Source organism: Agrobacterium sp. LEGMi-208b (genome assembly GCF_059511785.1).
This window is the reverse complement of record NZ_CM183446.1, coordinates 121859-136766: the sequence shown is the minus strand read 5'-3', so window position 1 is coordinate 136766 and position 14908 is coordinate 121859. Positions and strand designations below refer to the sequence as shown.

Below are 14908 nucleotides of genomic sequence, written 5' to 3'. Positions count from 1 at the left end.
GTGCTGCCGTCCTGCCGGGCAGGTGCATTTGCGGTCTGTTATTTTCTCGGATATCAGTTAAAGTTTACGCGCGTCAAGATATTAATGGATGAAATATCTGCTGCAATGCAGCAAGAGAAATGCGCGAAATAATAAATTATGAAGTCAATATACTGGTGTAAACAATGATTTATGCAGGTTTCGGGCGGTTCGGTTGCTCGATGATTTATTTTTGGATGTTGACAATGGATGCAATTTTGCGAGATAAAAAATTTACGCATGTATTGTTATGCGTGGACATCCGTAAAGGAGGAGCGGGTATCATGAGCAAATTCATTGGAATTCTGTCGTCGTCTGTGGTTGGGGCCGGGCTTCTGGCCGGGCTGGCGCAGGCGGAAGAGATCAACATCGCCACCGTCAACAATGGCGACATGATCATCATGCAGAAGCTTTCCAGCGCCTGGGAGAAGGAAACAGGCAACAAGATCAACTGGATCGTGCTGGAAGAGAATGTTCTGCGCGAACGCGTCACCACCGACATCGCCACCAATGGCGGCCAGTTCGACATCATGACCATTGGTGGTTACGAAGCGCCGATCTGGGGCAAGCAGGGCTGGCTGGCGCCGGTCGACGATCTCGGCGACGATTACGATTACGCCGATCTGCTCGACCCGATCAAAAAGGGCCTGACGGTGGACGGCAAGCTTTACGCCGTGCCGTTCTACACCGAAAGCTCGTTCACGCTTTACCGCAAGGATCTGTTCGACGCCGCCGGCCTGAAGATGCCCGACAATCCGACCTACGACCAGATCAAGGATTTCGCCGCCAAGCTGACCGACAAGTCGAAACAGCAATATGGCATATGCCTGCGCGGCAAGCCGGGCTGGGGCGAAAACATGGCCTTCCTCGGCACCATGATCAATACCTATGGCGGCCGCTGGTTCGATATGGACTGGAAACCGCAGCTGACGAGCGAGCCGTGGAAAAAGGCGATTGCGGATTATGTGGCGCTGATGACCTCCTACGGCCCGCCCGGTGCGGCCGCCAACGGCTTCAACGAAAACCAGACGCTGTTTTCATCCGGCCGTTGCGCCATGTGGATCGACGCCACCTCGGCGGCGGGCCGCGTTTATGACCCCAAGCAGAGCCAGGTTGCCGACAAGACCGCGTTTACGCGTGCTCCGGTCGAGGTAACGCCGAACGGTTCGAGCTGGTCGTGGTCCTGGAACCTTGCAATTCCAAACAGCACGAAGAAGCTTGAAACCGCCAAGTCCTTCGTCAAATGGGCGACTTCGAAGTCCTATGTGAAGACGGTTGGTGAAAGCGAGGGCTGGGTGGCCGTGCCGCCGGGTACGCGCAAATCCACCTATGAGCTGCCGGAATACAAGAAGGCGGCGCCTTTCGCGGATACGGTGCTGAAGGCGATCATGTCTGCCGATCCGTCCAAGCCGACCAGGGATCCGGTGCCCTATACCGGCGTGCAGTTCGTCGCCATACCGGAATTCCAGTCCATCGGTACGGTCGTCGGCCAGCAGATCGCGGCAGCCCTTTCCGGCCAGCAGACCGTCGATGCGGCGCTCGAAGGCGCGCAGAAACAGGTCGAACGTGACATGACCCGCGCGGGCTACATCAAGTAGCCGCGTCCTCCCGGCGTGCCGCCCGTTCGCCTTCTGGTGGCGGGCGGCATGGGGTGGGGCTGCCGCACCCACACTCCCTCATTCCTGTGACAAGCACAGGAATGAGGGAGTGTGGGGTGCGCTGGCATATCAAATCTTTACCCGGTGTACCGTGTTCGGGTTTGCCGGAAAAAATGCATCTAACAACAAACGCATGACCGGGTTCATCCAGTGTCCGCCATGCATCACGGAGATCGACATGAGATTGAAGAACAAGGTCGCGCTGATTACCGGCGCCGCCCGCGGCATCGGCCTTGGTTTCGCGCAGGCTTTTGCGGATGAAGGCGCGAAGGTGATTATCGCCGATATCGATATCGCCCGCGCGACCGCCTCTGCCGCCGCCATCGGCCCTGCCGCCAAGGCCGTGAAGCTGGATGTGACCGATCTTTCAGAGATCGACGCCGTGGTGAAGGCGGTGGATGAGGAATTCGGCGGCATCGATATTCTCGTCAACAATGCCGCGATCTTCGATATGGCGCCGATCAACGGCATTACCGAAGAGAGCTATGAGCGGGTGTTCGACATCAATCTCAAGGGACCGCTGTTCATGATGAAGGCGGTCTCCAATGTCATGATCGAGCGCGCGCGCGGCGGCAAGATCATCAATATGGCAAGCCAGGCCGGCCGGCGCGGCGAGGCGCTGGTGACGCTTTATTGCGCCTCCAAGGCGGCGATCATTTCCGCCACGCAGTCGGCGGCGCTGGCGCTCGTCAAGCACGGCATCAATGTCAACGCCATTGCGCCCGGCGTCGTGGATGGCGAGCATTGGGAAGTGGTCGATGCGCATTTCGCCAAGTGGGAAGGCTTAAGGCCCGGCGAGAAGAAGGCGGCGGTGGCCAAATCCGTGCCGATCGGCCGTTTCGCCACGCCTGATGACATCAAGGGGCTGGCGGTTTTCCTCGCCTCCGCCGACAGCGATTATATTCTCGCCCAGACATACAATGTCGACGGCGGCAACTGGATGAGCTGAAAAGCCGGAGATGACCATGCATGCCATTCAATTCGTCGAGAAGGGACGCGCCGTGCTGGCGGAACTCCCCGTCGCCGATCTGCCGCCGGGTCACGCGCTCGTGCGGGTCAAGGCTTCGGGGCTTTGCCACACCGATATAGACGTGCTGCATGCGCGTTATGGTGACGGTGCGTTTCCCGTCATCCCCGGCCATGAATATGCCGGTGAAGTTGCGGCCGTGGCTTCCGATGTGACAGGCTTCAGGGCTGGCGACCGTGTGGCCGTCGATCCCAATCTGCCCTGCGGCACCTGCGCCAGCTGCAGGAAGGGGCTGACCAACCTTTGCAGCACGCTGAAGGCCTATGGCGTTTCCCACAATGGCGGCTTTGCCGAATTCAGCGTTGTGCGTGCGGATCACCTGCACGGCATCGGTTCGATGCCCTATCATGTCGCGGCACTGGCCGAACCGCTCGCCTGCGTCGTCAACGGCATGCAGAGCGCTGGCATCGGTAAGACTGGCGTGGTGCCGGAAAGTGCGCTTGTGTTTGGCGCCGGTCCCATCGGCCTGCTGCTTGCCCTGTCGCTGAAAGCACGCGGCATTCAGACAGTAACGATGGCCGATATCAATGAAAGCAGACTGGCCTTTGCCGAAAGCCTCGGACTTAAGGTGGCGGTGTCGGGCTCGGAAGCGCTCTTGCGGCAACAGAAGTCTTTCGATTTTGTGGCCGATGCGACGGGTATTGCCGCCGTTGCCGAAGCGATGATCCCGCTGGTTGCGGATGGCGGCACCGCGCTGTTTTTCGGCGTCTGCGCGCCGGATGCCCGCATTTCGGTGGCGCCTTTCGAAATCTTCCGGCGTCAGCTGAAGCTTGTCGGCTCCCATTCGCTGAACCGCAACATACCGCAGGCGCTTGCCATTCTGGAGACGGATGGCGATGTCATGGCGCGGCTGGTGTCGCACCGGTTGCCGCTTTCGGAAATGCTGCCATTCTTTACGAAAAAACCGTCCGATCCGGCGACGATGAAAGTGCAGTTTACGGCCGAATGATCGTTTGGCCGTTGATAACCATTCGACCGGCTTTTCGTGCGAAGGCCGGTCGATATAGAGTACCACATGTAATATTTCATGGGGGCAAGCACTTTGGCCAAATCTATCAGGACGATGGAAGAATTTTCGGAATTCGTCGGCCTTTCCCGCCCGACCGTTTCGAAATACTTCAATGATCCGGCCTCGGTCCGCAAGAAGACGCGGGACACCATCGAGGACGCGCTGAAGAAATCGGGCTTCCGGCCGAATATCTTCGCCGTCAACCTCAACCGCCGCCGTTCCAATATCATCGGCATCATCATTCCGAACTCCACCGATCCGTTCTACATGGCGCTGACGAGCCGCATCGAACTGATCGCCAACGAGGCGGGGTTCCTCGCTTTCGTGCTATCGTCGGATGGCAAGGCGGAAATCGAGGACCGGGCGATCCGCACCTTCAAGTCGATGAATGTTGCGGGTGCCATCATCGCGCCGCTCGGCGTCAAATCCCATCGCGCCACGCTGGAGCAGCTCGCGGCCAGCATTCCGATCGTTTATGTCGATTCGCCGCTGGATGAGACCTCGGCCTTTGTCGGCACGGACAACCGCCAGAGTGTCGGGCTGATGGTGGATTATCTCTGCCGTTCGGGCGAACCGCCCTGTTTTTTCGATATGCCGCAGGTCAATACCAACGCGGCGACACGCCGCACGGCCTATGAGGAAGCGATGCAGCGTCTGGGTTTCGAGCCGCACGTCATCGATGTTCCCGGCATCGTCACCTGGGATTTCGAGCGTTTCGCCTTTGATGAGGCGAGCCGGCTGCTGGATGGGGCAGGGCATTTGCCATCGCGTACCATTTTATGCGCCAATGACCGTATCGCCTTCGGCGTCATCGCCGCCGCCTTCCAGAAGGGCATCAAGGTTGGCCACGGCTCCGATTACGACCTCAGGGTTGCCGGCCATGACGATCATCCGCTGTCGCGTTATGCCTGCCCGCCGATTACCACGGTGGCGCAGAATTATAACGAGATCGGCAGGCTGTCGATCGAGCTTCTGCTGCAGAAGCTGGATGATGAGACGGATGACACGACGCGGATGCGTGAACGCATCCTGCTCAGCGCCGATCTGATGCTGCGCAAATCGGCCTGATGGCTTGTTAGATAAACTAAACGAAAAATCTGATTTTCTAAATAGAACTAATATCTGAACGCTCCTACTCTGGTCTCAAGGTTGCTTTGGGAGGCGACCGCGAGAGCCGGCGCAAGTGTGTGCCGGGATCCGGGAGGAACGCAGAAACGTCATGTGGCCAGCGCCGCGAGGGGTGAACCTTCGCAGCCTTGGTATCGCATGGCCTTCGCCGGGCAGTCTGGACATTCTCGCCAGCAATTTCCCCAGCGAAGGATGTCAAAACATGAATCTCTATTCTCTTCTGTCAGCGCGTGCAGCCGGCGGCAAACCTGTCCGGGTCGGTCTCATCGGTGCCGGCAAGTTCGGCTCCATGGTGCTGGCGCAGGCGCAGCGCATCGCCGGTTTTCACATGGTCGCCGTCGCAGACCTCAATGTCGGCAAGGCAAGGGAATCGTTTGACCGCGTCGGCTGGCCGAAGGAGCGTTACGACGCGACGAGCTGCGCCGATGCGCTGAAGAGCGGCAAGACCTATGTGACCGACGATGTGAACGAGCTTTTCGCCTGCGGCGAGATCGAATGCGTGATCGAAGCGACCGGCCATCCGCTGGCCGGCGCGCGCCATGCACTGGGCGCCATCGAGCACAACAAGCACGTCGTCATGGTCAATGTCGAAGCCGATGTCATGGTCGGGCCGATCCTTGCTGAAAAGGCCCGGGCCAAGGGCCTGATCTATTCCATGGCTTACGGCGACCAGCCGGCGCTGATCTGCGAGCTGGTGGACTGGGCGCGAGCCACCGGCTTCGAGGTCGTTTCCGCCGGCAAGGGCATGAATTTCGAGCCGCGTTACCGTTATTCGACGCCGGACACGGTCTGGGGTTATTTCGGCTGGACCGACGAAGAAGTGGCCAAGGGCGACTTCAATCCGAAAATGTACAATTCCTTCACGGACGGCACAAAGGCGGCCATCGAAATGGCGGCCGTCGCCAACGGCACGGGGCTGGATTGCCCGGATGACGGTCTGGCCTTCCCGCCGGCCGGCCTGCACGATCTCGCCCGCGTCTTCCGCCCGGCTGCCGATGGCGGCCGTATGTCGCGTTCCGGTCTGGTCGATATTGCCGCAAGCCAGGAGCCGGACGGACGCGAGGTGTTCAACAACATTCGCTACGGCGTTTTCGTCACCTTCAAGGCGCATAATGAATATGCCCGTGCCTGCTTCAAGCAATATGGCCTGCTGACCGATCCCTCCGGCTGGTACGCCTCCATGTGGCGTCCTTTCCACATCATCGGGCTGGAAACCTCGATCAGCGTGCTCTCCGCCGTGCTGCGCAATGAGGCTACCGGTTGCTCCAAGGAGTTTCGCGGCGATGCGGTGGCGACCGCGAAGAAGGATATGCAGCCCGGCGAGATGCTCGACGGCGAGGGCGGTTACGCGGTCTGGGCAAACGCCATTCCCGCCACCCGCAGCCTAGACATCAAGGCACTGCCGATCGGCCTTGCCCATAATGTCAAGCTGAAGCGCGCCATCAAGAAAGACCAGATCGTCAGCTTCGACGATGTGGAACTGGTCAATGATCTCGATGTGGTGAAGCTGCGCCAGGACATGGAAAACCAGTTCCGTCCGCAAAAGGACGCCGCGGCGTGATGGACGGGAGAGAGGGCATGTCGACGGGAGCTTTCGTGGTGATCGCAGAATTCCGGGTGAAGCCCGAGGCGATGGACGCCTTTCTCGACGCCGCGCGCGATGACGCCAGGCACTCGGTTCAGGATGAACCGGGCTGCCGGCAATTCGATGTGGTGCGGCCGGAAACCGGAAACAATGTGGTGTTCTACGAGGTCTATGACGACAGGCAGGCTTTCGACGATCATCTCAAAACACCGCATCTCGACCGGTTTCGCGAGGCGTTTCCCGCCCTCATCGAAGAAGAACTGCCGGTGCGTTTCCTGAACCGGCAATGGCTCTGAAAGATGGAAACGATGGCTGACATTCGCCGGATCGCCGTTATCGGAACGGGTATCATGGGCGCTCCGATGGCGGGGCGTCTGGCGGAGGCCGGGTTTTCCGTCAAAGCCTGGAACCGCAGCGCTGAAAAAGCTGCGGTTCTGGCGGCAAAGGGCGTGCAGCCGGCGGCCAAGGCTGCAGAAGCTGCGGCCGAAGCCGACGTCGTCATCTGCATGCTGAGTTCCGGGCCGGTCTGCGACGAGGTTCTGCTCGGTGCCTCGGGTGTCGTTTCCACCATGAAGCCCGGTGCTATTTTGCTGGTGATGAGTTCCATCCCGGTCGACAGCGCACGGGCACAGGCGGAGGCGGCAAAGGTTTATGGCGTCGCTTATGTCGACGCACCGGTTTCCGGCGGTGAAAAGGGGGCGATAGAGGGAACGCTCGCCATCATGGCCGGCGGTGAACAGCGGGACGTGGATGCATTGCGGCCACTCCTTAATTGCCTTGGCCGCGTCACCCATGTCGGGCCGGTAGGCTGCGGCTCATTGGCCAAGCTCGCCAACCAGCTGATCGTCGCCTCGACAATCTGCGCCGTTGCCGAGGCTTTGACGCTGGTTGAAGCGGGGGGAGCCGACCCGGCGCAGGTGCGCCAGGCTTTGCTGGGCGGTTTTGCCGAGTCCACCGTCTTCCGCCAGCACGGAAAACGCATGGTGGAGGGCGATTTCCGCCCCGGCGGCCCGGCAAAATACCAGGTGAAGGATACGTCCACGGCGCTGGCTTTCGCCGAAAGCCGTGGCCTGAAATTACCGGTCGGCGAGGAGGTTGACCGGCTGTTCCGCTCCATGGTCGAGCATGGCGCGGGTGAGCTTGATCACAGCGGTGTGATCCTTGAGATTAAGCGCATGAATGCGTTCGGAGGAACGCTCGAAACTGTCTAGAGATAACAAGGGAGGAACACATGAAAATTTCGAAACTTTACGGGCTGGCTCTCGCCGCCACCATGCTGGTCGCATCCATCGCGCAGGCCGAAACGCTGACGCTTTCGACGCCGGATGCCGACAATTCCGAAATCACGCTCGCCGCCAACAAGTTTGCCGAGATCGTTTCGAAAAAGACCGACGGCAAACTCAAGATCAAGGTATTCCCGAACGGCACGCTGTATGGCGGCGACCCTTCGGCGGGCGTCAAGCAGCTGGCCGGCGGTTCGCTGGACATGCTTTTGAATTCGACCTCGCTTTACGCGACATTCAATCCGAAATTCACCGCCATCGCCATTCCCTACCAGTTCCGTGATATCGACCAGCTCCGGGTCTATCTCGACAGCGATCTCGGCAAGGAGCTTTCCACCGATCTGAGCAAGATCGGCATTCTCGGGCTCGATCTCTGGTCGCGGCCGCTGCGCCAGATCACCAATTCCAAGGTGCCGATCAAATCACCGGATGATCTCAAGGGCATGAAGCTGCGGGTGCCGAACAATCCGCTCTGGGTCGAGTTTTTCGGTGCCATGGGGGCTGCCCCGACACCGATGGCTTTTGCTGAAGTTTACAATGCGCTCCAGCTGAAAGTTGTCGATGGGCAGGAAAATCCGGTCAACGTGCCTGTCAGCGCCAAGCTTTACGAAGTGCAGAAGTATCTGACGATCAGCAACCACATTGCTGACGCCTGGGTGCTGGGCATGAACCCGGCCCGCTTCGAAGGTCTCGACGAGGGCTTCAAGACGGCACTGAAGGAGGCGGCGACTGAAACCGAGCTTTGGAAAGCCGAGAACGACGCTGCCGATATCGACAAGTCGCTCGAAACGCTGAAGAAGAACGGCATGGAGGTCAACACGCTGACCGATGACGAACGCAAGGCCTTCGTAGAGGTCGCGGCCGGGCTTTCGGCGAAGTTCTCGGCGCTGGTGAAAGATCAGGCGTTCTTCGACAAGACGCAGGCTTTCCTTAAGACGAACTGACGTTTCCCGCAGTTGGAGGCCCGGCCTGCATCTTTTGGCAGGCCCGGCCGTCCCCAAACGTCAGCAGGCGTTGCTTTGCCGGAAAGGCAGGGTGGCATTCGTTTACCGGATATCCGGTTTCAGCAGTGGAAGGGTATTGTCATGCGCGATACGAAACCTTCGGTGCTCGGCACCATCGTAAAACTCATCGCCGATATAGCCGCGGGGGCAGCCTGTGCCGGCATTCTCATCGTCGTGCTTCTTCAGGTCATCGGCCGCCTCATCGGCAGTCCGCTTCCCTGGACCGAGGAGGCGACCCGCTTTCTTTTCATCTGGATGGTCTTCCTTGGCCTTGCCGCCGGTTTCCGCACCGTGGAAAGCGCCCGTGTCGTGGTGTTTCTCGTGCTGTTCCACCGCTTCTTCCGGCGGTTGGCGGTGCCGATCTATGTCGGTTCATCGGTGTTCTTCTTCGGCATGATGGGCTGGACGGGTTTCACCCTGGTGCGCCAGCAGATCATGATGAACGAGACCGCCGCCACTTTGCCGATCCCGATGTGGGCCATCGGCATGGTTTTGCCCGTTTCCGCCATCATCGCCGTGCTCGCCATCATCGAATCGCTGCGCAGCCGCCGGGAGCTCATCGCGCTTCCCGAGCTTGGCCTGCCGGCGGACGAGATCGCCCATGCCGATATCTCCATTTCAGCAGGACATTGAGCCATGTCGGTCTTTCTTCTCATCGCCTTTTTCGGTCTCAGCATGCTTGGCGTGCCGCTTGCCATCGCGCTGGCGCTCGCCAGTGTCGGCACGCTGTGGCTCTTCACCTCCATGCCCATGGACCTGCTGTCGCAGACGATGTTCTCGTCGATGAACTCCTTCCTGCTCGTTGCCGTGCCGCTTTTCATTCTGGTCGGCACGGTCATGGAGCGGGGGCGAGTGGCGGAGCGCATCTTTGATTTCGCCGAGGCCATGGTCGGCTGGCTTCCCGGCGGACTTGGCCACGTCAACGTCATCTCATCGGTGATCTTTTCCGGCGTCTCCGGCTCCTCCGTCGCCGATATCGCCTCGGTCGGCGCCATCGAGATCAAGGCCATGGAGCGCCACGGTTTTCCGAAGGGTTATGCCGTCGGCATGACACTCTGCACCTCGACGCTCTCCTCGATCATTCCGCCGTCGATCCTGATCGTGATTGCCGGTTCCATCGCCAACGTGTCGATCGGCACGCTGCTGATCGCCGGTCTGGTGCCCGGCCTCTTCATCGCCTTCGCCTTTCTGGTCTTCAACCACTTCTATTCGGTGCATTACGGTTACAATCCGCCGACACCGTTCAATTTCCGTCTGGTGGTCGTCACGGGTCTGCGCGCCATCCTGCCGATGCTGACACCGCTGATCCTGATCATCGGCATTGCCAGTGGCCTGTTCACGCCAACGGAAGCAGCTGCCATCGCGGTGGTTTATGTCGCGGTGCTTGGCGTCATCGTCTATCGCACGCTGCCGGTGCGGGAACTGCCGGAAATATTGATCTCGACGGCGCGCATTTCCGGCACCATCCTGTTCATCGCCGCTACCTCGCAGCTTGCCGCCTGGGTCTTCACCTTCGATGGGTTGCCCGAACAGGTGGCCGAGCTTTTGAAGGCCATGAACCTCGGCCCCATGACCGGCATGCTCGTCATCTTCGTCTTCCTGCTGATCATTGGCATCTTCATGGAAGCGATCCCGGCGATGTTCATCCTCATCCCCGTGCTGATGCCGCCGGTCGAGGCACTGGGCATCGATCCGATCCATTTCCTGATCGTGACTGTCATGACGCTAACGCTCGGGCTGGTGACGCCGCCGGTGGGGGTCTGCCTGTTTGCGGCAGCACAGGTGGCGAATATGAAGATCGAGGATGTCATTCGCGGTTCGCTGGCGCCGATGACGGTGCTGACGCTTGCCATCTTCGCGCTGGTGCTGTTCCCGGTGCTGACGCTCGGGCCAATCAGGCTGATGGGGCTTTATTGACGCGCAAACGGATTGCCTGAAACCTCAGACAACGCGGCGGGCTTGCCACTCGTCGCGTTGTTTTCGCATCCATTCCAGAAACAGCATGACTTTTCTCTGCCGCAGATGGGAATGCGGGCAAACGATCCATTGGGTGACCAGCTTGATGCGCGGCGCGTCCGTCACGGCCGGCACCAGCATCTTGTCCTGCAGCTCCCGCTCCATCATCAAGGTGCTTTCCAGCGCCACGCCGATGCCGAGAACGGCGGCATCGATGGCCATGTGGCTGCGGTCGAACAGGACCCGCCGCCAGCGCTTCTCAGCCGTGACGCCGGCCAGAGGGAACCAGTGGTTCCATTGCGCCTGCGCCTTGACCGAATGGATCAGCCGCTGGTTCTGCAATTCCTCGGGCAGAAATTTACCGGCGCCCTGATAATTTGGCGAACAGACCGGCAGGAATTCCTCCTCCACCAGCCCTTCCACGAAGAGGCCCGGCCAGCGGCCATCGCCATGGCGCAGCTCTATATCGACAAGCTCCTGCGAAAAATCTGTCGGCTCGTTGGTGCCGTCGAGGCGCACTTCCAGTTCCGGGTGTTCCTCCAGAAACGAGCCGAGACGCGGCAGCAGCCATTTGTTGGAGATGGTCGGCGTCGCCCGGATCGTCAGCGTGGTGACCGAGCGGAAGCCGCGAATACTGTCGGTGGCGTCTGATATCTGTTCGATCTGGGCGGTGATCATCGAGAAATAGCGCTCGCCCGCTTCGGTCAATGTCACCTTGCGGCCGGTTCGCGCCATCAGGGTCGTGCCGAGCTGACCTTCCAGCAACTGGATCTGCTGGGAAACGGCCGAAGGCGTCACACTCAGTTCCTCCGCCGCCCGGGAAATGCTGCCCGCCCTTGCCGCGGCGTGGAAAACGAGGATTGATTTTATCGGGATCTGCATGGGTAGGGCTTTGCTCAACAGAATACGGCGGTCACCTGAGTATCACAGGTGACCGCCGTGTTGAAAAGCGTTGAACGCGAGGCTTTTAGCGGTGGCTCGGCAGTTTCGGCAGGAACACCGTGAGCAGGCCGAGCAGCGGCATGTAGGAGCAGATGCGGTAGACGAATTCGATGCCTTCCTTATCCGCATAAACACCCAGAACCGCAGCGCCGATGCCGCCGAAACCGAAGGCGAAACCGAAGAACATGCCGGCGATGAGACCGACGCGGCCCGGCACCAGTTCCTGCGCGAACACGACGATGGCCGAGAAAGCGGAGGAAAAGACGAAGCCGATGACGACGACGAGAATGGCCGTCCAGAACAGGTTCGCATAGGGCAGCAGCAGCGCGAAGGGAATGACGCCGAGGATCGAGAACCAGATGACGACGCGCGAGCCGAAACGGTCGCCGATCGGGCCGCCGAAGAACACGCCCAGTGCCGAAGCGCCGAGGAAGAGGAACAGCAGAACCTGCGCGTCCTGAACACCAAGACCGAACTTGTCGATGGTGTAGAAGGTGAAGTAGCTGGACAGGCTGGCGAGATAGGCATTCTTGGTGGCGGTCAGAACCACCAGCACCAGAAGCGTCATCATGACAGTGCCACGCGCAAGGGGAAGCGTGCGGCTGGCCGGTGCCTTGCCGACCGTTGCGCGGCGGTGGCGGGTGTACCAGACGCCAACCCAGGAAAGCACGCCAAAACCGACGAGCGCGATCAGCGAGAACCAGCTGAGGCTCGTCTGGCCGAGCGGGATGACGATGAAGGCGGCGAGCAGCGGGCCGATGGCCGTGCCGGTATTGCCACCCACCTGGAAGAAGGATTGCGCCAGACCATGACGGCCGCCGGATGCGAGACGTGCAACGCGCGAGGCTTCCGGATGGAAGATCGCCGAACCGATGCCGATGAGGCAGGCGCCGATCACCAGAACCTCGAAACTATGGGCAAAAGCAAGCGTGATGAGGCCGGCGCAGGTGGACAGCATGGCGACGGGCAGGGAGAACGGCATGGGCCAGCGGTCCGTCACCATGCCGACAACCGGCTGCAGCAGCGAGGCGGTGACCTGAAAGGCGAAGGTAAGCAGGCCGATCTGCATGAAATCGAGCGCGTAATTCGCCTTCAGCAGCGGATAAAGCGACGTCAGCAGGGATTGCATGATGTCGTTCAGCATGTGGCAGAAGCTGGCGGCTGCGATGATCGAAAACGCCGTGCGTTGCGGATTGAAGCTGTTGCCGGCGCTGGTAACAGTGGCCATGATGAAGTCCTCTCGGGTTCCCGGCGGAAGACGGGAAACATGTCTTTATTTCTTCCCGCTTTTATTCATATTGTTTCTGGCCTGCATTTGTGTTCTGGACGATTTTCTTTGTGAGTGGGCCAAATGGCAAAAATCAAATCGTTGGTCTACGGCTCCTTCTCGGCCGAAGACCACAACTATATGCTGAACCTGATCGACGGCACCAACGAGCCGGTGCTGGCGCTTTGCCGCACCTATTCCAAGGGACATCTGGGACCGGTCCACAGCCATCGCCGGACGCAGATCTGGTATGCGCATCAGGGCGTCGTTCTGGTCAGCACCGCAGATGGCCGGTGGATGATCCCGCCCGGCCACGGGCTCATTATTCCCGCAGGGCTGGAACACGAATCAGAGACCATTTCGACGGTGGAAATGCATTCGATCTACGTTCATCCCGACCTGTTTCAGGCCGAGGTGCCAAGGGTGGTGGAAATCACCGCGCTTGCCTCCAGCCTGATTGCGGAATTGCTGAGCGAAGAGCATCAACCGGTCGCTTTCCATCGGCGCGGTCTGGTGCGGGCGCTGTTGCTGGACGAAATCAACCGTCTGCCGGAACGCCCGCTCGGATTGCCATTTCCCGGTCATCAGCGCCTTGCCGGATTATGCCGCGATTTCCTGAACAGGCCTGTGGCGCGGGTGGAGATCGATGACTGGGCAGCCGCCATGGGCATCAGCCGGCGCTCGTTTACACGGCTGTTTCGCAAGGAGCTGGGGGTGAGCTTCGTCACCTGGCGGCAGCAGGCCTGTATCTTCGCCTCCCTGCCGAGACTGGCGGCTGGCGAAGCGGTGACGAATGTGGCGCTGGATGCCGGTTATGAAAACATACCGGCCTTCACCACCATGTTCCGGCGAATGCTGGGCAGTTCACCAAGGGCCTATCGGCAGGCGGCGCGGCAGCGCAGCGCTGCTTTTTCCGATTTGGAAGATATAGGGGACTAGGCTTAACGCTCCTCATCCCTGTGCTCGTCACAGGGATCCAGCCAGCCCAAGTCTTTGGGCTGAAAGGACTCTTCCCGCCGCGCAGACGCGCGTCGGCTGGATTCCTGTGACAAGCACAGGAATGAGGGGTGGAGATGGGACGCGTCGGCACCATGTAGGTTGCTTACGGTAACGGCTGCATCGGAAATACCCTAAGCCGCAGCCGCCCGCATGTCGCGGCGAAAATCGGAAGGCGACATGCCTGATATCTGGCGAAACGCCTTGTTGAAGGCGCTGACGGAGCCGAAGCCGCTTTCCATGGCGATCTGCAGGATATTGTCCTTGCCGGTCATCAGCATTGCCTGCGCGCGGGAAAGCCGGAGCAGCGTCAAATATTTGATCAGCGTCATGCCGGTGGATTTGCGGAACAGGTTCATCGCATATTTCGGATGCAACGAGGCGGCGCGGGCAATATCGGTGGCGTCGATATCGTCGAGAAAATTGGCGGCGATGAAATCGCACATGCGGACCACGCCGATGGAGGGCGCCATCCCTTCGTCATCTTCACGGCGTCTGCCATCGGCCGCGGACGATATGACGGAGTAAGGCTCCAGGAACATCCGCTCCACCCGGAGCAGCAATTCCTCCACCGCGTGTTGTGCCTTTGCCGGATCGCCCGAGGTAACGTAACGGAACCAGCGACCGAAATTTTCCGCATCCGCCCTGTCGGTCTCAGCGCTCACCATCGTAGCACCACCCATCAGCTGGCTGGAGACGGCGGCCGGCAGGCGCATGCGGAAGAAATGCACGAGCGGCAGATGCGCACCGGCATAAAAGGAATCCTCGGAAGAGTGGTCCATCTGATGCGGCTGGCCACCCCAGAAAATGCACATCTGGCCGGCATCGAGCGAGAGTTCATGGTCGCCCATGCGGTAATGGACCGATCCCGACATCACATAATTCACCTCCACCTGCGCGTGCCAGTGGGGGCGGAGCATGATGGGCGGGTGGTTATGGAAAAGCTGAAGCGTCGTCGGCATGCCTTCGATGCTGCTCGCTCCCGGCTGGTAGAAGGCTCTTTCGGCAATCTTACTTTCCGCCAAATCGATGTTC

At 60.0% G+C, this 14908-nt stretch carries 14 protein-coding genes; 11 read left to right on the top strand and 3 right to left on the bottom strand.

Annotation, left to right across the window (positions count from 1 at the left end):
- Window positions 1-302 precede the first annotated feature (302 nt).
- The 10 genes from AC5YUO_RS15435 (at window position 303) to AC5YUO_RS15390 (ending at window position 10629) form a co-directional block, all read left to right on the top strand.
- Window positions 303-1616 carry an ABC transporter substrate-binding protein gene (locus AC5YUO_RS15435; RefSeq protein WP_496155833.1) on the top strand — a complete coding sequence of 438 codons (1314 nt, stop codon included), beginning with the start codon at window positions 303-305 and terminating at the stop codon, window positions 1614-1616.
- 238 nt (window positions 1617-1854) lie between these two features.
- Window positions 1855-2625 (top strand): galactitol 2-dehydrogenase, encoded by a 771-nt coding sequence (locus AC5YUO_RS15430; protein WP_496155832.1) that lies wholly within the window; start codon window positions 1855-1857, stop codon window positions 2623-2625.
- 16 nt (window positions 2626-2641) lie between these two features.
- The gene (locus tag AC5YUO_RS15425) at window positions 2642-3652 is read left to right on the top strand and encodes a D-altritol 5-dehydrogenase (RefSeq protein ID WP_496155831.1); all 1011 of its coding nucleotides are present in this window, start codon (window positions 2642-2644) and stop codon (window positions 3650-3652) included.
- Between the two features lie 114 nt (window positions 3653-3766).
- Window positions 3767-4780: a LacI family DNA-binding transcriptional regulator gene (locus AC5YUO_RS15420; protein WP_048902871.1), complete on the top strand. Its 1014-nt coding sequence runs from the start codon at window positions 3767-3769 to the stop codon at window positions 4778-4780.
- A gap of 262 nt (window positions 4781-5042) precedes the next feature.
- The gene (locus tag AC5YUO_RS15415) at window positions 5043-6401 is read left to right on the top strand and encodes an NAD(P)H-dependent oxidoreductase (protein WP_161991848.1); all 1359 of its coding nucleotides are present in this window, start codon (window positions 5043-5045) and stop codon (window positions 6399-6401) included.
- A 17-nt stretch (window positions 6402-6418) separates the two neighbouring features.
- Window positions 6419-6721 carry a putative quinol monooxygenase gene (locus AC5YUO_RS15410; protein ID WP_496155830.1) on the top strand — a complete coding sequence of 101 codons (303 nt, stop codon included), beginning with the start codon at window positions 6419-6421 and terminating at the stop codon, window positions 6719-6721.
- A gap of 12 nt (window positions 6722-6733) precedes the next feature.
- Window positions 6734-7636, top strand: coding sequence for an NAD(P)-dependent oxidoreductase (locus AC5YUO_RS15405; protein WP_496155829.1), 903 nt, complete (start codon window positions 6734-6736; stop codon window positions 7634-7636).
- Window positions 7637-7656: 20 nt separating this feature from the next.
- Window positions 7657-8652, top strand: coding sequence for a DctP family TRAP transporter solute-binding subunit (locus AC5YUO_RS15400; RefSeq protein ID WP_496155828.1), 996 nt, complete (start codon window positions 7657-7659; stop codon window positions 8650-8652).
- A 141-nt stretch (window positions 8653-8793) separates the two neighbouring features.
- Window positions 8794-9345, top strand: coding sequence for a TRAP transporter small permease (locus AC5YUO_RS15395; RefSeq protein ID WP_003522700.1), 552 nt, complete (start codon window positions 8794-8796; stop codon window positions 9343-9345).
- Between the two features lie 3 nt (window positions 9346-9348).
- Window positions 9349-10629, top strand: a complete 1281-nt coding sequence (locus AC5YUO_RS15390; RefSeq protein WP_173990185.1) for a TRAP transporter large permease — start codon at window positions 9349-9351, stop codon at window positions 10627-10629.
- Window positions 10630-10653: 24 nt separating this feature from the next.
- On the opposite strand, the gene AC5YUO_RS15385 is transcribed toward AC5YUO_RS15390, so the two are convergent.
- Window positions 10654-11550 (bottom strand): LysR substrate-binding domain-containing protein, encoded by an 897-nt coding sequence (locus AC5YUO_RS15385; RefSeq protein ID WP_065116543.1) that lies wholly within the window; start codon window positions 11548-11550, stop codon window positions 10654-10656.
- Window positions 11551-11635: 85 nt separating this feature from the next.
- The gene (locus AC5YUO_RS15380) at window positions 11636-12838 is read right to left on the bottom strand and encodes an MFS transporter (RefSeq protein ID WP_003522697.1); all 1203 of its coding nucleotides are present in this window, start codon (window positions 12836-12838) and stop codon (window positions 11636-11638) included.
- A gap of 123 nt (window positions 12839-12961) precedes the next feature.
- Between AC5YUO_RS15380 and AC5YUO_RS15375 the strand changes: the two genes are divergently transcribed.
- Window positions 12962-13816, top strand: coding sequence for an AraC family transcriptional regulator (locus AC5YUO_RS15375; RefSeq protein WP_496155827.1), 855 nt, complete (start codon window positions 12962-12964; stop codon window positions 13814-13816).
- 191 nt (window positions 13817-14007) lie between these two features.
- Here the strand turns inward: AC5YUO_RS15375 and AC5YUO_RS15370 are convergent, their stop codons facing one another.
- Window positions 14008-14904 carry a helix-turn-helix domain-containing protein gene (locus tag AC5YUO_RS15370; RefSeq protein WP_496156562.1) on the bottom strand — a complete coding sequence of 299 codons (897 nt, stop codon included), beginning with the start codon at window positions 14902-14904 and terminating at the stop codon, window positions 14008-14010.
- Window positions 14905-14908 lie beyond the last annotated feature (4 nt).